Raw genomic sequence first — 20981 nt, forward strand, 5'->3', positions numbered from 1 at the left:
CGGCTCCTTATTTCAAATTCGCAAAGTAGTTCGCTAAGGCATCCACCTCGGCGGCGGTCAGCTTGTTAGCCACATTGGCCATCATGCCGTCCACATCTCCCTTACGAGTGCCAGCTTGCCACGCCAACAGTTGCGTCTTGATATAACTGGCCTGCTGACCCGCTAAACGTGGGAACAGGCCGCCGCCTAAACCCGAGGGGCCATGGCAAGTCACGCAAGCAGGTAAGCCGCGAGACCAATCACCTTGATAGGCTAAGCGCGCGGTATCGTCGCTAAAGGTCACCTGCTCACCACGGATCACCGGCTTGACCTCAGTCTTAGGTGATTTGGCGGAGAAGTAACTCGCCACTTGCTCGATGCCATCACCTTGCAATGTCATCGCCATCGGCATCATGGTCGCGTTTTGGCGCACACCGGCCTGAAAATGTTGTAATTGGGTGGTGATGTATTCTTTCGAGAGTCCCGCGAGACGAGGGCCGAGGGGTTCTATGCCCTCGCCTTCGGCGCCGTGACAGGTCACGCAGATTTGTCCCGCTGGCGGGACTGCGGTTGGATTGGCTATGGCTACAGAGGTCAAGGCACAGCCGTAGATCAGCGTGATGCCTTTGGCTAATGTTCTAATTTTAATATTCATTTTCTATCCTTGAACATACCTTGAGTAGAACTTAAGCGGCTCTAGTGATAGCCAAGTCCTAAACCTAGGTCGTTATAAAGAGATAATTGAGTGGTGCGTTCACACGTTTAGCCCACACTAAACGAGTTTGTACCTTACTCCTCGAATCTCCACTGAACAAGCATTAAAAAAATCTAATATTAAGTTCTTAATAACCAAATCGAGTCGCTTCAAAGCTATTCAATAACTTATGAAGCAGGTAACAGAGGAATAACGTCGCCACTATCGCCACAAAAATACTGCTCACCCGGTACAGCGCACTAAAAATTAGGTCGTTGCCAGGGGTTAAGTATTGGCCAAACAAAATCCCTAAGGTGGTCATGGCACCAAAGCCAACCCCTGAGCCACTCGCCTCCTTCACATGGGCCTGCGCAAACAACATAAGCCCAACCCACAGCAGCGGCACAATCAGGATCAACAATCCGGACCAATCGTAGAGGAAGAGTTGCACCATCACCCCAAACGACACCCCAAGCAGAGTGCCCAGCGCACGTTTACGGGCATAATCCAGCGCCCCGTTCCAATGCATGGGGAACAGGAGTAACAGCGTGGTCGCCTGTGCCGACATGGAGTCACGCAAATCGAAAATTTGAAACACTAAGAAAGAGAGCGTGGCAATACTGGCACCGAGTAAAGCTTCGTGGCGCATACGGTGCGGCGCCTTAGGACCGGGTTTGTAGGCAGGACGAGGCTCGACATCCGGCCAGAGTGCCGTCATCAGATAAGCAATAACCACAGACAATCCCGTCGCCCAGAAATTACTAAAGATTAAGTCATTGAGATCTGTGCCCGGATAGCTGGCAAAATGCAGCATAATGCTCAAACTCAGCACGCCATTGGCACCAAACAGAAATAGGCTACCGCGGGACATAGCCGCAAAACGATATAAAAACAGTAAAAAGACAATCGGCGTCATCAATCCGGGGTGACTACCGAAGAAACCGCCGAGTAAGCCGACTTCAAGCCCCGCCATGGCCGATGAGGCCAGTAACTGCCGCATCGCATGGCCACTCATCACAGGGACGAGTCCCAGCAATAACATTGGGGTTACCGTAAAAAATACCCCATTACTCCACCCAAAGAGCTTACAGAGGGTAAAGCCAATGGTGCCGCCAGTGGCAATGCGCAAACACTGGCGTAAGTCATTGGTGGTTAAAGGGTTGTGGCGTAACAACATGCGAATGGCCTTGAGATTAATAGATGTAATGGAGCAGGCTAATGACCTTAATCTGCACCTTGGCTAGCAGGCTAAACAGCGTATTGTCAGGCAGTAATTGCACAGTGGCACGCGCACCTGCTGGCAGATTATTCATCGCATCGTCGTCTAACACTAAATGTAGTCTTAAGCGCTGCGCATCGCGCACCCAACGGTCGGACTCCTGCGGCGCAGCTAAGCGGCCATTGGCATCAAACTGCCCCGCACTCACACCGGCGTCGACACTGCTCACTTGAGCGCGATATAAACGGCCTGGCTCACCATCGAAGGCGATTAATGCTGGGTAAGATGCGTTAACGCCACGTAAGGTCTTTTCACGAAAGTCGGCAATAATATCTAATTTATCAGAGACTAAGGCGAGTAGCGGCTGGCCTACTGCGGCAAAACTGCCCACTTCGAGTTGCAGGTTGGTCACCACCCCATCTTGGTCGGCACGAATTTGGGTGTAAGACAGGTTCAGCTCAGCTTGCTCTAAGGCATTTTTCGCTTGGCGCACTCTTAGGTTTTCTTCGCCATAGAGGCCACGGCTGACTTTGAGTTTATCGAGACGAGCATTAGCGGCTAACAGATTCGCCTCGGCGGCGTCCGCATCACTATCGGCCTGATCCCGTTGCTGCTGCGACACACCATGGGTGGCATACAGTGCATCTAAACGTTTGGCTTCGCGACGTTTTAGTTGAGCCGTAGTGGTACTGGCATTCACTTCCGCCTTGGCGGCTAACAACGAAGCATCTAGCTCGGCATTGTCCTGACGCACTTGCTCTAGGGCCAATTTTGCCTGAGACACGGCTAACTCAAAGGGTGCTGGGTCGACTTGAAACAGTAAATCGCCCTTGGCGACCACTTGGTTATTCTTCACATTAATGGTTTGAATCTTGCCGCTGATCTGCGGGGTCACCTTAGTTACCACACGGGTTGCCATGGCCTGTGGGGTCAAGGGCATCATAGCGTCGGCAAACATAAAATAGCCAAACACAGCCACAAAACCGAGCATGGCGATTTTTACGAGGCGGGCAAATTGTTGATCCGGTGTCATCTTATTTCTCACTCAAGAATTTCTGTGCTCTTAGCCAACTTGGCTAAGGCGTTATCACTGATTAGGCTAATGATGCGTTCAAACTCACCAAGCTCGCTGGCGCTGATCCCAGCCAACAACTCTGCGCGCACTTGAATAATCCGCGCTTCGACTTGCTTTAATACATCCTTTCCCGCGGGCGTTAGCGATACGATTCGCGCGCGCTTATCTTTAGTGCAGCAATGACGCTCGACTAAACCTTGTTCCTCAAGCTGCCCTAACGTGCGCATCAAAGAAGCCAATTCAATTTCCAGCGCATCCGCCAACACCTTCTGGCTCACGTTGTCGCCCAGACGCAATAACTTCCACAATGCCGTCCAACGAGGATGAGTTAACCCGAGTGGTGCTAATTCCACATCCGCCACAGTGCGCCATAGTCGGTGCAAGCGGCCTAAATGTTCCGCTAGGGATAACTCCTTTAATCGCTCTAATTCTTTCTGCATCATGCTTACTCATTTACTTAGCCTGCTAAGCATTATACTTAGTTAGCAGGCTAAGTAAATATTCGCCACGAAAAAAAGATCTGTGCACGCTGCCACGAAATCCGCAAAACGGTATGAAACGGCGGTAGTAATATCGCTTGGGGAGGGGGGAATAGACGCAGAAGATGGTGACATCAATCTCATTAACCTATGAGATTAAAAACAATTTTTCCGAGTGCAACTTCAGTGCAAACCGCGCGGGCGGGGATGAACTCGCGCAGCTTTCAATGCGCTTAACGACTCTGCTCTCCCAATTTAAGATTTAGGAATTAGTCACTAGCCAAAAACAAAACGCCGCTAAATAGCGGCGTTTTTTTATGGATGTTTACTGCGTTATACCGCCTTTGGGCGAACCCCTAAGGTATGGCAAATCGCATAGGTCAGCTCGGCGCGGTTAAGGGTGTAGAAGTGGAAATCTTTAACACCTTCACGGGATAGCACTTTGACCATATCGATCGCCACGTTAGCCCCCACCAGCTGACGCGTGCCCGCATCATTCTCTAGGCCATCAAATTGCTTATGCAACCAGCTCGGCAGACTTACATTGGTCATGCCCGCGAAGCGTTTTAACTGGGTAAAGTTAGTCACGGGTAAAATGCCGGGGACGATTTCGACATCAATTCCCGCCGCAACGCAGCGGTCGCGAAAACGCAGGTAAGATTCAACATCGAAGAAAAACTGGGTAATAGCACGGCTCGCACCGGCATCGATTTTACGCTTGAGGTTAATCAAATCGGCCTGAGCATTAGCCGCATCTGGATGCACTTCTGGGTAAGCGGCAACCGAAATATCAAAGTCGGCCACTGAGCGCAGTAAGCGCACTAAATCCGCCGCAAAGCGAGTCGGTTTCGGGCTGCCCGCAGGCAAGTCGCCACGCAGTGCCACTATGTCGCGGATCCCCGATTTCCAGTAATGCTTCGCCAGATCTAACAATTCTTCGTCGCTGGCATCCACTAAGGTTAAATGCGGCGCGGCAACCAGATTGGTTTCTTTTTGAATACGTTCAATCACACCATGGGTGCGGTCACGCACGCCCGAGTTGGCACCATAGGTCACTGAAACAAACTTAGGATTCAGCGGCTCTAAACGGCGGATAGAGTTCCACAGGATCTGTTCCATTTCGGGGGTTGATGGCGGGAAAAACTCAAAAGAAACATTAATATCGCCATTAAGTTCAGACAAACTTTGGTTTAGCGAATGTGAATGTTGTGCGTGATGAAAAGCCATGTGTATTTCCTCAACCGCCCAAGTGCGACGCTCCATCGCGCTGGTACGACTTATAAATGCAGTAATTTAATCCATATGGACGTTTGGACGTCTATATGTCCATATACTAGAGAAACTGGCCGTTAAGTCAAGCCAAAAAATCCCCCTTTTTGGCATTTTCTTATCCCTCGTTGACCACCTTGATTTTAGTCCTGATCCTCGCCAATAAAAAAAGGACTCGAATGAGTCCTTTACGTCTATGAATATTGGCCGAATCAACTTGAAGATATGGAGGCTAACTTCTTCAAGTGTCTAGGTTTATGACTACTCTTGCAGCAGATCACGACAGATCTGCGTCAGATCCGATTGCACCGCTGCGGCAGTCACTTCACGCCCCGCACCCGGTCCACGGATAATCAGCGGATTACCTTGGTAGAAAGCAGAGCGGATCACAAACACATTGTCCCCAGGCGTGAGGTTAGCGTAGGGATGATTCGCATCAATCCACTGTAATCCCACCTCGGCTTTCAGGGCCGCGCCGCTATTGTCCAAGGAGGCGACATATCTCAGCACCTTGTTTTGCTCTGCGGCCGCACCGTATTGTTGCTGCAATTCATCATCCAGCTCAGCGATACGGGCAAGGAATTGCTCCAGTGGAATATCCGCTAAATGGGCTGGCACTAGGGAGCGCAGTTCAATATCCTCAAGCTCGATTTCCAGACCGATTTCACGGGCCAAAATCAGTAGCTTGCGCTGCATGTCGCGCCCAGAGAGATCGTCGCGGGGATCGGGTTCGGTAATCCCTAGGCCACGCGCTTCAACCACTAATTCCGAGAAGGGTTTGCTGGTATCGTATTTCTCGAATAACCAACACAGGGTACCAGAGAAAATCCCGCCGACGGCCTCAACCGTATCTCCACTGTTACGCAAATCGTTTAAGGCGTGCTGAATAGGTAAGCCCGCACCGCAGCTGGCGTTATAGCGCCAGAATAGACGGCGATAACCGAGTTGCTCCTTCAGCTCGCGGTAGAACGGCAGCGGGCCAGAACCCGCAAGCTTGTTCGCGCTGACCATATGGATGCCGCGCTCGAAAAACTCTGGGTATTGTAGGGTCAAACTGGCGCTGGCACTGATATCTAATGCAATCAGTTCATCGCAGTTAAGTTGTTCTAATTGTTCGAATAAGTGCTCATATTGCCAAGGTGTTGCCTCGGCATCGAATTCCTGCTGCCAGTTTTCCAAATCCACAGCCGTAGACTTGATCAGGGCTTTGCTGGAACTTACCAAACCGACGAGTTCGACACGCGCTTCAAGCTCTTGATTTAATGAGGGAGAAACTGACTTAAACAGCTTCACCCACGCCTCGCCAATATTGCCAACACCCAGCAGCAATACGCCAATGCGTTTACGCGGACCGGCGCAGCGGCGATGCACTTTTTGCGTCAGCAGATTAACCTGCGACTGTGGCACTAAGGTCACCAAACTTAAGTCACCACTGAACAAGGGCTTAGCGTCGCGGCTCAGTAAACGGGCAAAGCTGCGGCGATAATGCTCGGCATCGGCACTCACAAGCGCCACTAAACCGAGTTCAGTATTAATTTGCAGATCTTTAATGCCGAGGGCTTCGGCCTGCGCATCCAATAACTTTTGTACTTGTTTTTGGTTTTCAGCGGTATAGGCAAGCTCGAGTCGTTGATGCGCCGATAACCAATGGGCCAGTGGCGTTAATCCTGCTTCGACTAATTGCTCAAGCAGACTAGCCACATCGCCCGCGATCTTAAAACCAAACAACACCACGGCGTTTAGATTAGTCACCACGGGCGCACTCGCCGAGGAGCTGTGGGGAGCAATCAGGGTAAAATCGGTATGGGAGGCGTAGCTTGAACGTACGGCTAGGCTCACCTCAGTGTTAAACAGCGGCTGCAAAGTGCGCGAATGCAAAACAGGCGAGCCTAGGCGCGCCAAGCGGTCTGCTTCGGCGAGGGACATGCTCTTGAGTAATTTCGCATCGTTGATCTTATTCGGATCGGCGTTAAATACCCCTTCAACGTCGGTCCAAATGGTCACACGCTCAATGTCGGCAAGGCTGGCAATTAAGCTGGCGCTAAAGTCAGAGCCATTGCGACCCAATAGCAAGGTATCGCCACGCTCGTTGGCACAGATAAAACCTGTGATCACTAAACGCTCGTTAGGATGCGCGGCCAGTAAGGCTTGCACTTTGGCGCGGGATTCTTGCACACGAATTTGCGGTACGGCGGCCTCGTCGGCCACAAGAATCGAGCAGGCATCCACATGGCTTGCGGCCACGCCCGATTCACGCAGCAGCGCTGCCATCAGGCGCGCCGACCAACGCTCACCAAAGCTCACCACATGGTTAATTTGGTAATCATTACGGGAATCTAAAGATAACAGACTGATTAACTGAGCTTTATCCGTGGTTAAACGCTCACGCAGATCCCGCGCTTGCTCATTGGATAACAGCTGCTCAATCAAGCCTTGCTGATAGCTGATAAGAACTTGCAACTCTTCTTGCCATAATTGGTTGCTATCGCGCAGGGACAATAATTTATATAAAAAGTTAGTGGTTTTACCCGCAGCAGACACCACCACCAGATCATCACTATGACCATGGGTTAACAGAATATGGGCGACTCGGCGATAACAATCGGCATCGGCTAAGCTGGAACCACCAAATTTATGTAAGTGACAACGTGCCATCTCGAATTCCTCTACTGACAAGCCGCAACGGCGGCCAATCCTGCTTGAATATCTGCAACTAAGTCGTCGGCATCTTCAATACCAACCGACAAACGTAATAGGGTGTCTTTAATGCCAGCTTCATAACGCGCTTGGGGCTCCATCGCCCTATGGGTCATAGTCGCGGGCACGGCCACGAGACTCTCAACGCCACCTAAGCTCTCGGCCACGCTGAATAAACTTAAGGCATCTAAAAAGGCGACCACTTCGGCTTCGCCGCCCTTAAGCTCAAAACTCAGCATAGCGCCAAAGCCTTTTTGCTGCTTGGCGGCAATGGCATGACCGGGGTGATCCGCAAGGCCTGGATAATACACTTTGCTCACCAAAGGGCTGCTCGTCAGCACGTCCAGAATACGCTGGGCATTGCTTTGGTGCTCGCGAATGCGTACGGCCAAGGTACGCAGACCGCGCAGGGTTTGATAACTGTCGAAGGCAGACCCAGTTAAGCCTAAGGTGTTTGACCACCAATGTAAGGTCTCACCGAGTTGAGGATCTTTGGCGATCACCGCGCCGCCCACCACATCGCTGTGACCATTAATGTACTTAGTGGTGGAGTGGATAACGATATCGGCACCGAGTAACAGCGGTTGCTGCAAAATGGGCGAGAGGAAAGTATTGTCCACCACCACTAAAGCACCTACGGCGTGGCTCGCCTTCGCGATAGCTTCGATATCGACGACTCGCAGCAGAGGGTTTGATGGAGTTTCAATCCACACCATCTTAGGTTGTTGGGCGATGGCTTGCTCGAGCGCTTGGGCGTCGGTTTGATCGACCACCAGCAGTTTAAATTGGCCCTTTTTAGCCAAGTTAGTGAATAAACGGTAAGAACCGCCGTAACAATCGTGGGGCACCACCAGTAAGTCATCGGGGCCGAGCAAGGTAGTCACTAAAGTAATGGCAGCCATGCCAGTGCAAGTCACCACACCGGTTGCGCCCTTTTCCAGTTTAGCTAAGGCATCACCTAAGATGCTGCGGGTAGGATTGCCGGAACGGCTGTAATCAAATTCGCGAGGATTTTTATGACCATCGAAGGCGTAATTAGTCGACAGGTAAATTGGCGGCACCACCGCGCCATACTGAGTATCACTTTCGATACCCTGACGCACTGCTAATGTGGCTAATTGACGTTCGGTCACTAATTTGCCTGCGGTCATCGGGAACTCCTAAGTTCGCAAAGAGATGTCTGGACGTCTAAATGTACCTAAGCCCAGTGGCATCGTCAATAGGCGTTAAGACGTTTAGACGTCTAAACATAAAGAAATCTGTTTGCAATCACTAAGAAATAGTAGCAATAATTTGACTGTTATCTGTAAGGGTTTAAAATCTGCCCCGAATTTAGCGTTATAACAGGTGAGTCAATGACTGAATGGAATGGGGAATACATCAGCCCCTATGCTGAACATGGCAAGAAGAATGAACAAGTAAAGAAAATTACTGTGTCTATTCCGCTCAAAGTGCTAAAAGTCCTCACGGATGAACGTACCCGTCGTCAGGTGAACAACCTGCGCCACGCCACCAATAGCGAACTCTTGTGTGAAGCATTTTTGCATGCCTACACCGGCCAGCCTCTGCCTGATGATGCCGATCTGTCGAAAGATAGCCCAGACAGCATTCCCGCCGAAGCGAAACGGTTGATGGACGAAATGGGGATCGAGTGGGAAGATATGGAGTAACGCTTAAGCGTCCAATATCCTACTTATCATTAGGGATCGTTAATACTCATCTTGCCTGATGGGTTAGAGTAACGATCCCTATTTTGTTTTGATGGAATCCTATGTTCTCCTTGATAGATCCACAAACGCTCGCCATGGCGTCTGTGATTGTGTTTTTAGGTGCCCTCACCCAGAGTCTGATAGGCTTTGGCCTTGCCGTGGTGGCGAGCCCGTTGCTGTATATTGTCGACCCCGAATTAGTGCCCGCCCCCGTGATTGTGATGGGGTTTTCCATCGCCCTACTCACCCTACTGCGTGAACGCGGCCATTTAGAATTCAATGGTTTGCAGTATGCGCTAATCGGTCGTGTACCCGGAGGTTTTATCGGTGCCAGCCTGCTACTGTTTGCGCCGCAGCCGATTCTTGGTCTAGCGATTGCTGGCATTGTGGCAGTCGCCGTGGTGCTGAGCCTGTATAAATTGACTCTCCCCGTGAACAAAGCAACCCTGTTTGGCGCGGGCGTGGTCTCGGGGATCTTTGGTAATATTGCCGCCATTGGTGGCCCACCGATGGCGATTTTGTTGGCGGGTAAGGATGCCTCCAAATTTCGCGCCGCACTGTCGGCCTTCTTTATCTTCAGCTCGACCATAGCCCTGGTCATTCTTGGGGTGACGGGCCTACTCGAAATCAAGCATTTGTGGTTATCACTCATGCTATTGCCCTCAGTGTTTTTAGGCTATTTAGTGGCGGGCAAACTGGTGGGGAGTGTGGATAAACATAAGACCAAGATGGCAACCTTAGCCCTATGCGCTATCAGTGCTTTAGTGCTCACGGTGAAATCAGTGATTGAGCTATTGCCGCAATAATTACCGCAATAATTACCGCAATGAAATCCTGCTAATCGCCCCCATAAAAAAAGCACCGTTAATCGGTGCTTTTTGCTTGCAAGGGATAAATGATTCACCCCATAGATATTGCCGTTAACCAAAACACTAACTTAGATAGCTTTGTCCCGCATACACAATAAAGTGTCTCAGTGCTAACACGCCGGTTAAGCTGGCGCAGGCCACCATGATCATCGCCCCCTTGCTGTGGCGCGTCGCGGTCGGCAACAGCATAAATAGCAGTGGGATACCAAAACCAATCCCGACCACGCCAATCCAGAATACGCTCGCCCACACGCCAGAGGTGAGTGATGCCAGCGCCGCAGCCGCCGCTCCGCCCTTAAAATACAAGGCGCAGAACAACATAAACAGGAACATGATTTCGATTGCCATCACTGGCAGCTCTAAGCCATGCATTTTGGCTAAGGTCTTGTCGTGGCTATCGGTCTTGAACATCACCAGCGCCAGCACCGCATTAGCCGCCGCGCCCGCCGATAAACCAGAGACTAAAAACAGCGCTGGCAGTACCGCAGTGTTCAACATCGGATAGGCATTCATGGCCGAAATTAAGAAGCCAGTATAAGCACCCACGCCAATCGCGAGAATAAACAGCAGCACTTCAATCAGCTTTCTAAAGGGCATCAGCAGCTTAGCGATAGGCACGAGGAAACCTAAGCCCCACTTTGGCAGCTCATCGCGCAACACAAGAATCGCGTAGGCAAATGCCAAGGGGGAGTAAGCCAGTAGTGCTAAGACACCAATCGCCATTACAGACTGGAAGTTATAGTTGATTAAAATCAGCCAGAAGTGGAAAGGCTTAGTTAAATCAAACACTAAACATGCCAAGCCTAGGCAAATGGCCACTGGGCCAATAATGGCTGCGGCCTTGAGAATACTCGTCTCCCCTTGCGCTTGCTCCTTATTAAACCAACGCAGGCCAATGCCAATCAGCAAACTTCCGGCGGATAAGCCCGCCATAAACAGATACACGGCGATGATCCAATGCCAAGTGACGGGATCATATTGCGCCATATCGCCCCAAGTATTGTTCATAATCAAATCCCCCCTCTTTTGGTAGGAACGCGATATACCCTAGGCTGAGTGCCTAAATGGGTCTTATCTTGGTAAGTGATCTTAGTGTTGAGTAGCATAGCCACCTCACTCTGTGGATCGTTGGCATCGCCAAAGACTAAGGCATCGGTCGGACACACAGTCACACAGGCAGGCTCTTCACCCCGGGCCAAACGCGTGTCCTTACAGAAGTTGCACTTGTCTGCCACTTTGGTTTCGGGATTCATAAAACGTACCTTGTAGGGACACGCCGCCACGCAGTACATACAACCCACACACTTATCGCCATGGATTGAGACAATGCCATCCTCACCCACATAGGCCGCGCCCGTTGGACACACCTTCACACAAGGCGCATCTTCACACTGCTGGCACGATACCCTGTGGTACTTAAAGTGCAGGTGTGGCATCTCGCCAAAGGGGCCCTCTACGCGCACTTGTAAGCGAGTCACGCCCTCGGGGACGCCATTTTCACTGCGGCAGGCCACGTTACAGGCTTGGCAGCCGATGCACTTGTTCTCATCGTGCACCATCACATATCTTTTCGTCATTTGAGCCTCCAATTAGCGTTTTGCCAGCGTGACGCCTGTCGTATGAATATTCATGCCACACACAGGGGCTGTTTGATGGGGCAGTAAGTTTCCGCAGTGGATACCTTTACCAGTCGCTCTAACCAACTCTTTGTTTTTAGAGCCAAAGCCCATATAGGCAAATACGGTATCGGGGCGAATGCCCGGGGTGACTAAGGCATGGCCTTCTTCGCTACCCACACTGCTGGTTAACCGAATCGGGTCGCCATTGCTGATCCCTAACTTGCCCGCCGTGACGGGGTGCACCCAAATGGCGTTATCCGACATCAGGTTAGCCAGCATAGGGATATTGTGAGTCGCGCCATTGGTATGCACGGCGACCTTGCCTTGGATAAAGTACAGCTCGTCGGCTTTCTTCAAATGCACTTCGCGGAACTTAATCACCCCGCGTCCTGGCGCCATGGCCTCGACCTTGGCCGAGGTCAATTCAATCTTGCCGCTTGGGGTTTTAAAGCTGAGTAAACTGCCGTAGGTGCCGTCTTCATCCACGGGTTTGGCATTGGCGTAGGCCTTAGTAAACTCGGCCACCATCTTAGGTTCGCGCAGCATGATGGGCTTACCAAAGCTGACAAAACCTTCATCCTTGATGCGGCGTAGCAGTGCGGTATCGCGATTCACCTGCAGCAGTTGCAGGGTTTCCATGTTATCCCAAGGGTAGAATTCACTTAGCCCGAGCTTATGGCCAATGTCCTTAAAGATTTGCCATGAAGGTTTAGTGTCACCCAAGGTTTCCACCACCCGTTGGCGCACATAGTAGGCGGGATTTTTACCCGACTTATCGGCGATTTCTTCATCGCGCTCAAGGTAAGTCGACTCGGGTAAAATGACGTCGGCATAGGCGGCGGTTTCACTGATATACACATCGCACACGGCAACAAAGTCGAGCTTTTTCAAGGCTTCAACCACACGCGCCCTGTCGGTCATGGTTTGCATTGGGTTAGTACGGGACATCACCCAGCCATGTAATTGATAGGGCACGGCGCTTAAGGTCGCATCGAGAATCGTTTGATAAATCCCGCCCGATGACCACATCATGGCGTACTGCTCTTCCACTTGGTCGATACGTTTCGCCGCAGGCTTAGGCATATCTTTTACGCCGGGCTTACCTAATACGGGCGCCACGCTTTCTCCCGCCAGTTTGTTATAGTCGCCAGGCTTTTGACCTAGGTAGATACCGCCCTTGCGCTCGATATTACCAATCAAAATATTGGCAGCGTACAAGGCCCGGCGCATTTCAAACTCTTCGGTGGTAAAGGTGGCTCGGTGACCAAAATCCACCACAGCATGGGGTGCCTTGGCCGCATATTCGTGGGCGATACGACGAATATCTTTGGCGGGCACATCGGAAATGGTTTCGGCCCACTCAGGGGTATAGGCTTTGACTTCGGCGGCGAAGGCATCAAACCCTTCCACATAACGCTCGATAAAGGCCTTGTCGTAGAGATTATCTTCTATCAATACATGGCATAAGGCTAAAGCCACCGCCACATCGGTACCGGGGCGGATCGCATACCATTCATCGGCTTTGTCGGCGACGATGGAGAATCTTGGCTCGAACACCACTAGCTTGGCGCCTTTATCCATTTGCGCCGCCATCATGCCGCGGGTTTCGGACATGTTGATGCCTTCGTACAAGTTATGGCCGAAGTTAATGATGTATTTGGAGTTACTTAAATCGCGCTTCACCTTAGTGCCAAACATGGCCTTAGCGGCAATCTCGTAACCACCGGGGCAAGTTGAGGCATGGGTAAAGGTATTCGGGCTGCCAAAGGCGGTGGCGAGATGGAATAAATGTTTTTCTTGCGAACCGGACTTAGAGGAAAACGCCACGGCTTCAGGGCCATAAGCTTGTTTGATTTTGTTAAGATTATCAGCAATCAGTTGATAGGCTTCATCCCAAGAGATCTCGGCCCACTTGCCCTCGCCGCGCTCACCCACTCGTTTGAGTGGCTTCACGATACGCTGTGGATCGTAAAGCAAACTATGGCCAGCGCCGCCCCGGGCACAGACTTTACCACCAAAGGATTTGGCCGCCTTATTACCACTGATAAAGACGTTCTTGCCCTCAATCACCCGCGCCGAAATCGGGCAGCGAGTCGAACACATCTCACAGATACTGGCAATGTCTTTGCCCATTCCTTTTAGCTGCTTGCTCTCTAATGCCGCTAAGCTGCCCGGCAACAGGCTAGCCAATGCACATGTTGCACCGCTGGCCCCTGCGCCCTTTAAAAAGGTTCGCCTATTAAGCTCAATCATGGTTACCTCCATCACACTCATCCACCCTAATGCACCACTTGGCACACGCAAACTTAGGCTTTGGCTTACCACTGCGGTTTAAAGACTAAATTCGCTCACAGGTTTTTAGTTATTAGTGCCAATGCCTTAAGAAACGCTGGCATTTTGCTGTTTCAGGGTGATTGTTATCCCGAAAGGAAGAGGCGGATATTGTGGTAAACCACATGGCCAAGTTGAGTGTGATCTGCGGCAACTAAAAGTTAAAATTGTTCTAAAAAATCGTGAATAAGATCAATAAGCCTGTTTGGCCTAAACCTGTACTAAGCCTGTACTAAGTCAGCGCACTGGCTCGCGGCTTTGGTAAGTTAAAAAGTTCTCAAAAACCCTCAAAAACCACTCCCATATTTAGAATGGCCGTGTGCGCGCGGAGTATGAGGTAAGCGTTTCGCCCAGTACAACACCCCCAGAGGGGAATGGTTGAAAGGGAGTTAGGCATAAGCAAGGCCAATGCCTAAGGGAGTTAGTCAACCAAGGTGATCTCTAAGCCATTTAATAGGCGAATCGCTTCGTCGCGACTAAACTTAGCGCCCTTGATTTTATTGTTAAAAATATCGATATCGTAATCGGTCGCCTCGGAGAAATCCGCCTCCATCAACTCGGTACGACCAAATAAGCTGTGGCGAAAATCGCTGTAACTAAAGTTGGCGCGATTAAACTTGCCCTCACGGAAATCCACATCCTGCGCCTTACAGCCCTCGAGCACCATTTCATCGAGCTGAAGCCCCATAAAAGAGCAATCGTTTAAGATGCAGGCGCTAAAGCTAAAAGGCGCCGCAAAGGATAATCTCGGCCAAGCGGCGCGGGTCCAATCTATGCCGACCAACTTACATTCTTCAAAACGCACACCGTTAAATTGGCTTAAGGGCACCTTGAGCAGGCTCAAATTACAGCCCACAAAACGGCAATCGATAAACTTACAGTTACGGAATGTGCTATCGCTAAACTGGCAATCGTGGAACTCGCACTCTTCAAACTCCAACTCCTGCCACTGGGTTTGGCTTTCGGCCAAGGCGATAAATTGCTGCGAGAAAAAATATCGCCCCTCGGCAGCGGCGCGCGCCATCATCGGCGTTTTTACATCTGTCATTGACTACCTCTACTGTGCCCTCTGCCTTAGGCTAAGGGCTGATGGGCAAACTGTGTTTTTCAATTCACAAAAAATGGGCGTTAACGCAAGGCCACGCTGTATATCGTGCTTAGCCACGACCTTTATTCAGACCGCCTATGCTAACCCGATTTACAGAGCTAACTGCATGCCTATATTGGGATTAATACCATTCTAAGGCTTAGCGAGTCACACTATAAACTCAAGGTTGGCGATTCCTCTGCTCGGATTCCATGGGAAGTATTTTCAGCCGCCGCATTGCTCCCCTGCCCAATTTACCCCGACACGCCGCACAGATGTGCATAAATAGCCGTGGAAAATTTTGCGAATAAAGGTAAAATGGCGCCACTTTTCGCGGCTGTCTAACAAGGTTCTCTCGGATTAATGGTTAGCCTTTTCGAGCAAAATGGCACGGGGTTTCCCCGCTTGAACAGACCAGATTCTCTCTGGCGCCAACCTTGCTCTGCGTGCTATTTTTACCCCTTATCCCGACCTTCTCTCTCCTGTCTATCGCCCGAAAATATCCTATTCGCTTTACGTTTTAACCTCACCAATCTCTTGTGCGCACTTAGCGATAAGTTGTTGGTCAATAATAAAAAGGTGGCAAAGCATTTACGGCTTAAGCACACCGCAACGAATAAAAAACTCGTCCCTACACTCTCTATCCAAAGGAATACTCGTCATGAGTCTTGCTGATTCCGTATTAGCCGTAAACAACGATTTCCCCATCCGCACCGACAGCCCAGTCCATAGCGGCAAGGTACGTAGCGTTTACTGGCTAACCGACGCCGACAGCCGCCGTTTAATTCAAACCAAGGGCTACAATGTGCCCGAAGATACGCCGCTTGCCATTATGGTGATTAGCGATCGCATCTCCGCCTTCGACTGCATCTTCCACGGTGAAGGCGGATTAAAAGGCATTCCAGGTAAAGGCGCGGCATTAAATGCCATTTCTAATCATTGGTTTAAGTTATTTGCCGAAAACGGTTTAGCCGACAGCCACATTTTAGATATTCCGCATCCCTTCGTTTGGATAGTCCAAAAAGCCCGCCCGATTAAAGTCGAAGCCATTTGCCGCCAATACATTACTGGCTCAATGTGGCGCGCCTACTCTAAGGGCGAGCGCGTATTCTGCGGTATCACACTGCCAGAAGGCTTAGAGAAAGATCAAAAACTGCCTGATTTGCTGATCACCCCTTCGACCAAAGGCATCTTAACTGGGATCCCCGGTGTGCCCGCGCAGGATGATGTGAATATCAGCCGCAGCGATATCGAAGCCAACTACCAAGCCTTTGGTTTTGAAAAGGTAGAAGATATCGGCCTGTACGAGAAGCTGTTAAAAGATGGCTTTAAGGTGATCGCTAAAGCACTGGCCGACCTTGACCAAGTGTTTGTGGATACCAAGTTCGAGTTTGGTTATGTGACCGATAAAAACGGCAACTCAAAACTGATCTATATGGATGAAGTCGGCACCCCAGATTCATCCCGCATTTGGGACGGCGCCGCCTACCGCGATGGTAAAATCCTTGAAAACTCTAAGGAAGGCTTCCGTCAGTTCCTGCTGAACCACTTCCCCGATCCAGATATTCTGCTCAACAAAGACAGAATGCCTGAGCGCGAAGCCCTCGCCCGTGATAATGCCCTGCCATTAGAGGCCATGATGGATGTGTCACGCACTTACACCGGCATCGCCGAGAAGGTGACTGGCGCGGCAATTCCGCTGCCAGCCAATCCAAAGGCAGATATTATTAAGATCCTACGTGAAGAGTATGATCTGATTGTTTAATCAGATTTCGATGGGGTAGGGAGTTTTCCTTAACCTCTAAATGTAGAAAAGGCGCTTAGGCGCCTTTTTGTTTGAGTCATTTAAACACTTAACCAATACAACGCTGATAATTAAGCACTGTCATTCCAGTGACACGCCGCCTATATCTTAAAAAAGCAGTATCCATGAGGGCTCGACGACGGCATCTGATACATACGGAAGTGCGAATGTTGCGATCACATGGATGTGAATGAGTGACCATACCGTCAACGGTCACTTACATGCCAATGCTTAATCCCACCAACTCTCCAGTAATCTGAATGCCTTCAAATAGGTAGTGTTCAAATTTCTGTGTCATTTCTTTAAGCTATACCAAAAAGAGATGATTTATGACCACACCTACTTTTGATATCAATGCTGCCATTCAAGCGCTGCGTGAAGGTAAAGACCTCACCGGCAAGGATGGCATCTTAACCCCTTTGATTAAGCAACTCACTGAAGCGGCCTTAGCCGCAGAGTTGGATGGCCATTTGGCGAGCACTGAAGGCGCTAATCGTAAAAACGGTAAAACCACTAAAACAGTTAAAAGCCCCATTGGTAACTTTGAGTTGAACACGCCCAGAGACAGAGCGGGCACCTTCGAGCCTCAATTAGTCAAAAAGCACCAAACCCAGCTTACCGATGAAATGGAGCGTAAAATCATTGGCTTATTTTCATTAGGCACCAGCTATCAAGATATTCGTGCACATATCGAAGACATGTACGGCATGTCGGTGTCCAACGGCACGGTGAACGCCATTACTGACAAGTTACTACCTGAGCTTCAGGCATGGCGGGAACGCGAGCTAGAGCCGCTTTACCCCGTCATATGGCTCGATGCGATTCACTATAAAATCAAAGAGAATGGTCGCTTTATCAGCAAGGCGGTTTACACCATTCTGGCCCTTAACGTCGAAGGCAAGAAAGAGCTATTAGGCTTATATCTGTCTGATAATGAAGGGGCTCACCATTGGTTAAGCGTACTAACCGACCTGTATAACCGTGGGGTGAAAGACATCCTCATCGCCTGTGTGGATGGCCTTAAAGGCTTTCCTGAAGCGATTGAAACCATATATCCACAGACGGAAGTACAGCTGTGCGTCATCCATCAAATTCGCAACTCAATGAAGTATGTCGCGTCCAAGCACCAAAAAGCCTTCATGGCCGATTTAAAGTGTGTTTATAGTAAGCGGTTAATAAACCCCACATACCAATAATACCAATACTTTGACATAGTGCCTTTTTCATCGGAGGCACTATGAACCAAGAGCAAAAGCGCGCCCATTGGGCAACAGTTGTTGAGCAACAAAAACAAAGCACGCTTTCCATCAAGCAATTCTGTGCAGACAGCGGCATCAGTTATCAAACCTTCTACTATTGGTCTAAGCGATTGCGTTCTCCTGACGCAACGCAAACACTTCAGCCTATTATTTTCAATGAATATGAAGAGACGAAGGCTGAGTCGGTGATCATTACTTTTGCCAATGGTATTCGCGCTGAATTACCAACAACACTGAGTACCGCTCAGATCAAACACTGGGTGGATGCCTTGCAATGACTCCCTCCGGCAAGGTCTTTCTGGTCTCCGGTGTCACCGACATGCGAAAGTCTATCGATGGTCTGTCGCTCATTGTCGCCGAACAACTCGACATGGACCCGTTCAGCGAGGCCTGGTTTATATTCTGTAATCGCGGACGCGATAAACTCAAAATCTTGTTTTGGGATACCAACGGGTTTTGGCTTTACTATCGCCGTTTGGAGAACGGTACCTTCAAATGGCCTCGCCCGAATTCCCAGGGCGTGATTGTCATTAGCAAACCGCAACTTCACTGGTTGCTCTCTGGGCTGTCACTCGAGAACAACAAAGCCCATCGGCCTTTAAATGGGCTAGAAGTGTGATGCTAGACACTGATCGTAATTTTGCACTTGAACGATCCTTTTTAACCGTCACACTGGGCACCATACAATGCTGTAGATGATGCCCAGTGACCGACTACCCCGATGATATAGAACAACTCAAGGCCATGCTTCTTGCCAAGGATGCATTGTTGCAGGCCAAAGAGGAGGAAGTCGCCGCCCTCAAAACGCAGGTGCAATTGCTCGTTGAGCAGCTCAACCTCAGCAAATCCAAACGCTTCGCTGCCCAAAGCGAAAAAGTCGCCAAAGGAACGTTCAACGAAGCTGAACAGCAAAACGCGTTGCCTTCCTCACCTAAAGAGCGCAGAAAAACGGGTCGTAAACCGCTGCCTGCTGACCTTGAACGCGAGGTGCAAACCCATACCTTAAATGCGCCGTATTGCGACTGCTGTGATGCGCCTTTACATGAATGCGGTAAGGAAATCAGCGAAACCCTGAAAATCCTACCTCAGCGAGTGAGTGTCATTCGCCATGAGCGCACCAAATATGCTTGTCGCCACTGCGAGCAAACAGCCGAAACCAGCAAAGTGGTCACAGCTCCAAAACCGGCGAGTATGCTCCCTAAAAGCCTTGGCAGTGCCGAGGCCTTCGCCGCCGTGGTCACCGCCAAATACGTCGATGCACTGCCGCTCTACCGTCAGGTAGATATCCTGAACCGCTCGGGTATAGATATTAGTCGCGCCACCTTGGCCAACTGGTGTGTGCAGCTTGGCAGTAAAGTGCAGGTCATTATCGATGCAATGAAAGCGCAGCTCCTAAAAGAATCCCTCATCTGCGCCGATGAAACCACGGTGCAAGTGCTCAGAGAAGAAGACAGACAGGCCCAGTCCAAATCCTATATGTGGGTTTATCGCAGCGGCGAGTTCACCCCCAATCCCGTCGTCATCTACGACTATCACCCCAGCCGAGCAGGCGCTTGTGTGCGCGAATTCCTTGGTGATTACCATGGTTATCTGTTGTCAGATGGTTACAGTGCGTATGACACGGTAGACGGTGTCACTCAAGCCGCGTGCATGGCGCATGTGCGCCGCAAGTTCACCGATGCTCAAAAGGCATCCCCTTCGAAAAAGGCAGGGAAACCCGAAAAGGCCCTGGCCTTTATCGCCAAACTGTATGGGATAGAAAAGCGAGCCAAAACGCTGTCGGCCGAAGCCCGCCAACAGCTGAGGATGCAAGAAAGCCTCCCCATATTGAATGACTTCAAAGCGTGGCTCGATAGCCTGAATGTGCTGCCCAAAGGAGCATTAGGCCAGGCCATCACCTACACCAAGAATCAGTGGCCTAAGCTGCTGACCTACCTGGAAGATGGACATATCAGCATCGACAACAATGTGACAGAGCGGGATATCCGGCCGTTCACGACGGGGCGAAAAAACTGGATGTTCTCAACGTCAGTCGGTGGTGCGAAAGCCAGTGCCAATCTGTATAGCTTGGTCATGACGTGTCGGGCGAATGACATCAACCCCTATTATTACTTCCGGCACCTGTTCACGGAGTTGCCAAAGCGTTCAATCGCCGATGATATGTCGGATCTGATGCCATGGAATGTTGATCTCAGTGGAATTGAGTAGGGCTTCACTGGTTCATTAACCGCTTACTGTTTATAAGGCTGCCACCTTGAATGCGGCCGAGATGGCACTGGATGAACTGGAGACAAAATGGGGTGATAAATACCCTGTAGTGATTAAGTCATGGCGCAACAAGTGGGCACTGCTATCGGTTTATTTCAAATACCCTGACTACGTTCGGACCGCCATCTACACCACCAATGCTGTTGAAGCCGTGCATCGCCAATTCAGAAAGTTAACTAAAACCAAAGGTGGTTTTGCTAACGAGAACAGTTTACTCAAGCTGCTTTACGCGGGTATATTGAAGGCCTCTGAGCGCTGGACTCACCCCATCCAAAATTGGAATTTGACGCTATCACAGCTCTCAATCCATTTTGAGGGGCGCTTAGAAAACCATATCGATCTGTGAAATTAACCTGACACAGAATTATGAACAGCCTCGAAAAATATTAAACCGGGTTATCACTCTATCCACATAAAAACAACCGGCCCAGCAAGAGGGAAGGGATTAGAATCCAAAGTATACCCATTAGTAGCTCAGGAGTGCATTCGCTATGAAATATCAGCTCAACACCGTACTGGCATTTCGACTGATTGGGATATTAGAGTATTAAATGAAACACCAATTCCCTCGTGTATACCCTCCGAAAAAAAAGAAGAAAAACTAACTATAGTTCCACAATATG

At 50.1% G+C, this 20981-nt stretch carries 18 protein-coding genes and 1 pseudogene; 8 read left to right on the forward strand and 11 right to left on the reverse strand.

The features are described 5' to 3' along the window. Positions 1-7 precede the first annotated feature (7 nt). The 7 genes from N7386_RS18645 to metB form a co-directional block, all read right to left on the reverse strand. Positions 8-634: a c-type cytochrome gene (locus tag N7386_RS18645; RefSeq protein ID WP_126512003.1), complete on the reverse strand. Its 627-nt coding sequence runs from the start codon at positions 632-634 to the stop codon at positions 8-10. A 187-nt stretch (positions 635-821) separates the two neighbouring features. Further along, positions 822-1850 (reverse strand): DUF2955 domain-containing protein, encoded by a 1029-nt coding sequence (locus N7386_RS18650; RefSeq protein WP_086902211.1) that lies wholly within the window; start codon positions 1848-1850, stop codon positions 822-824. A 16-nt stretch (positions 1851-1866) separates the two neighbouring features. Next, the gene (locus N7386_RS18655) at positions 1867-2925 is read right to left on the reverse strand and encodes an HlyD family secretion protein (protein ID WP_086902212.1); all 1059 of its coding nucleotides are present in this window, start codon (positions 2923-2925) and stop codon (positions 1867-1869) included. 8 nt (positions 2926-2933) lie between these two features. Continuing rightward, on the reverse strand, positions 2934-3407 hold the full coding sequence (gene slyA / locus N7386_RS18660; RefSeq protein WP_086902296.1) for a transcriptional regulator SlyA: 474 nt from the start codon (positions 3405-3407) through the stop codon (positions 2934-2936). Positions 3408-3779: 372 nt separating this feature from the next. Beyond that, positions 3780-4673 (reverse strand): methylenetetrahydrofolate reductase, encoded by an 894-nt coding sequence (metF, locus tag N7386_RS18665; protein ID WP_011624168.1) that lies wholly within the window; start codon positions 4671-4673, stop codon positions 3780-3782. A 303-nt stretch (positions 4674-4976) separates the two neighbouring features. Continuing rightward, positions 4977-7370: a bifunctional aspartate kinase/homoserine dehydrogenase II gene (locus tag N7386_RS18670; protein ID WP_126512004.1), complete on the reverse strand. Its 2394-nt coding sequence runs from the start codon at positions 7368-7370 to the stop codon at positions 4977-4979. Between the two features lie 11 nt (positions 7371-7381). Continuing rightward, on the reverse strand, positions 7382-8545 hold the full coding sequence (metB, locus tag N7386_RS18675) for a cystathionine gamma-synthase (protein WP_164717976.1): 1164 nt from the start codon (positions 8543-8545) through the stop codon (positions 7382-7384). A 222-nt stretch (positions 8546-8767) separates the two neighbouring features. On the opposite strand from metB, the gene metJ reads away from it, so the two are divergent. Then, positions 8768-9082: a met regulon transcriptional regulator MetJ gene (gene metJ / locus N7386_RS18680; protein ID WP_086902215.1), complete on the forward strand. Its 315-nt coding sequence runs from the start codon at positions 8768-8770 to the stop codon at positions 9080-9082. A 101-nt stretch (positions 9083-9183) separates the two neighbouring features. Beyond that, entirely contained in the window at positions 9184-9927 is a 744-nt protein-coding gene (locus N7386_RS18685; RefSeq protein ID WP_126512006.1) for a sulfite exporter TauE/SafE family protein, read from the forward strand. A 126-nt stretch (positions 9928-10053) separates the two neighbouring features. Here the strand turns inward: N7386_RS18685 and nrfD are convergent, their stop codons facing one another. The 4 genes from nrfD to N7386_RS18705 form a co-directional block, all read right to left on the reverse strand. Further along, positions 10054-10998 carry an NrfD/PsrC family molybdoenzyme membrane anchor subunit gene (gene nrfD / locus N7386_RS18690; RefSeq protein ID WP_126512007.1) on the reverse strand — a complete coding sequence of 315 codons (945 nt, stop codon included), beginning with the start codon at positions 10996-10998 and terminating at the stop codon, positions 10054-10056. A 2-nt stretch (positions 10999-11000) separates the two neighbouring features. Then, the gene (locus tag N7386_RS18695; protein WP_011624174.1) at positions 11001-11567 is read right to left on the reverse strand and encodes a 4Fe-4S dicluster domain-containing protein; all 567 of its coding nucleotides are present in this window, start codon (positions 11565-11567) and stop codon (positions 11001-11003) included. A 12-nt stretch (positions 11568-11579) separates the two neighbouring features. Further along, positions 11580-13862, reverse strand: a complete 2283-nt coding sequence (phsA, locus tag N7386_RS18700; protein WP_126512008.1) for a thiosulfate reductase PhsA — start codon at positions 13860-13862, stop codon at positions 11580-11582. A gap of 499 nt (positions 13863-14361) precedes the next feature. Next, a complete protein-coding gene (locus N7386_RS18705; RefSeq protein ID WP_126512009.1) occupies positions 14362-14988 on the reverse strand; it encodes a pentapeptide repeat-containing protein in 627 nt (208 codons plus the stop codon). 700 nt (positions 14989-15688) lie between these two features. On the opposite strand from N7386_RS18705, the gene N7386_RS18710 reads away from it, so the two are divergent. The 6 genes and pseudogenes from N7386_RS18710 to N7386_RS18735 form a co-directional block, all read left to right on the forward strand. Then, complete coding sequence (locus N7386_RS18710; RefSeq protein ID WP_126512010.1) at positions 15689-16792, forward strand: phosphoribosylaminoimidazolesuccinocarboxamide synthase; 1104 nt, start codon at positions 15689-15691, stop codon at positions 16790-16792. Between the two features lie 368 nt (positions 16793-17160). Beyond that, positions 17161-18027 (forward strand): IS256 family transposase, encoded by an 867-nt coding sequence (locus N7386_RS18715; RefSeq protein ID WP_279770311.1) that lies wholly within the window; start codon positions 17161-17163, stop codon positions 18025-18027. 41 nt (positions 18028-18068) lie between these two features. Continuing rightward, complete coding sequence (locus tag N7386_RS18720) at positions 18069-18368, forward strand: hypothetical protein (protein WP_088585869.1); 300 nt, start codon at positions 18069-18071, stop codon at positions 18366-18368. After that, on the forward strand, positions 18365-18709 hold the full coding sequence (tnpB, locus tag N7386_RS18725) for an IS66 family insertion sequence element accessory protein TnpB (protein ID WP_088585868.1): 345 nt from the start codon (positions 18365-18367) through the stop codon (positions 18707-18709). Before N7386_RS18720 ends, tnpB begins: the two co-directional genes overlap by 4 nt. An 86-nt stretch (positions 18710-18795) precedes the next feature. Further along, entirely contained in the window at positions 18796-20298 is a 1503-nt protein-coding gene (locus N7386_RS18730) for an IS66 family transposase (RefSeq protein ID WP_088585867.1), read from the forward strand. Between the two features lie 28 nt (positions 20299-20326). After that, positions 20327-20704 (forward strand): annotated as a pseudogene (locus tag N7386_RS18735) (transposase); the annotation flags it as partial. Positions 20705-20981 lie beyond the last annotated feature (277 nt).

Origin of the sequence: Shewanella sp. GD04112 (genome assembly GCF_029835735.1) — a bacterium.
Classification (GTDB): Bacteria; Pseudomonadota; Gammaproteobacteria; order Enterobacterales; family Shewanellaceae; genus Shewanella.

Coding starts and splice junctions, on each gene's coding strand:
- N7386_RS18645 (WP_126512003.1), bottom strand. CDS start 634: ATGAATATTAAAATTAGAACATTAGCCAAAGGCATCACGCTGATCTAC.
- N7386_RS18650 (WP_086902211.1), bottom strand. CDS start 1,850: ATGTTGTTACGCCACAACCCTTTAACCACCAATGACTTACGCCAGTGT.
- N7386_RS18655 (WP_086902212.1), bottom strand. CDS start 2,925: ATGACACCGGATCAACAATTTGCCCGCCTCGTAAAAATCGCCATGCTC.
- slyA (WP_086902296.1), bottom strand. CDS start 3,407: ATGCAGAAAGAATTAGAGCGATTAAAGGAGTTATCCCTAGCGGAACAT.
- metF (WP_011624168.1), bottom strand. CDS start 4,673: ATGGCTTTTCATCACGCACAACATTCACATTCGCTAAACCAAAGTTTG.
- N7386_RS18670 (WP_126512004.1), bottom strand. CDS start 7,370: ATGGCACGTTGTCACTTACATAAATTTGGTGGTTCCAGCTTAGCCGAT.
- metJ (WP_086902215.1), top strand. CDS start 8,768: ATGACTGAATGGAATGGGGAATACATCAGCCCCTATGCTGAACATGGC.
- N7386_RS18685 (WP_126512006.1), top strand. CDS start 9,184: ATGTTCTCCTTGATAGATCCACAAACGCTCGCCATGGCGTCTGTGATT.
- nrfD (WP_126512007.1), bottom strand. CDS start 10,998: ATGAACAATACTTGGGGCGATATGGCGCAATATGATCCCGTCACTTGG.
- N7386_RS18695 (WP_011624174.1), bottom strand. CDS start 11,567: ATGACGAAAAGATATGTGATGGTGCACGATGAGAACAAGTGCATCGGC.
- phsA (WP_126512008.1), bottom strand. CDS start 13,862: ATGATTGAGCTTAATAGGCGAACCTTTTTAAAGGGCGCAGGGGCCAGC.
- N7386_RS18705 (WP_126512009.1), bottom strand. CDS start 14,988: ATGACAGATGTAAAAACGCCGATGATGGCGCGCGCCGCTGCCGAGGGG.
- N7386_RS18710 (WP_126512010.1), top strand. CDS start 15,689: ATGAGTCTTGCTGATTCCGTATTAGCCGTAAACAACGATTTCCCCATC.
- N7386_RS18715 (WP_279770311.1), top strand. CDS start 17,161: ATGACCACACCTACTTTTGATATCAATGCTGCCATTCAAGCGCTGCGT.
- N7386_RS18720 (WP_088585869.1), top strand. CDS start 18,069: ATGAACCAAGAGCAAAAGCGCGCCCATTGGGCAACAGTTGTTGAGCAA.
- tnpB (WP_088585868.1), top strand. CDS start 18,365: ATGACTCCCTCCGGCAAGGTCTTTCTGGTCTCCGGTGTCACCGACATG.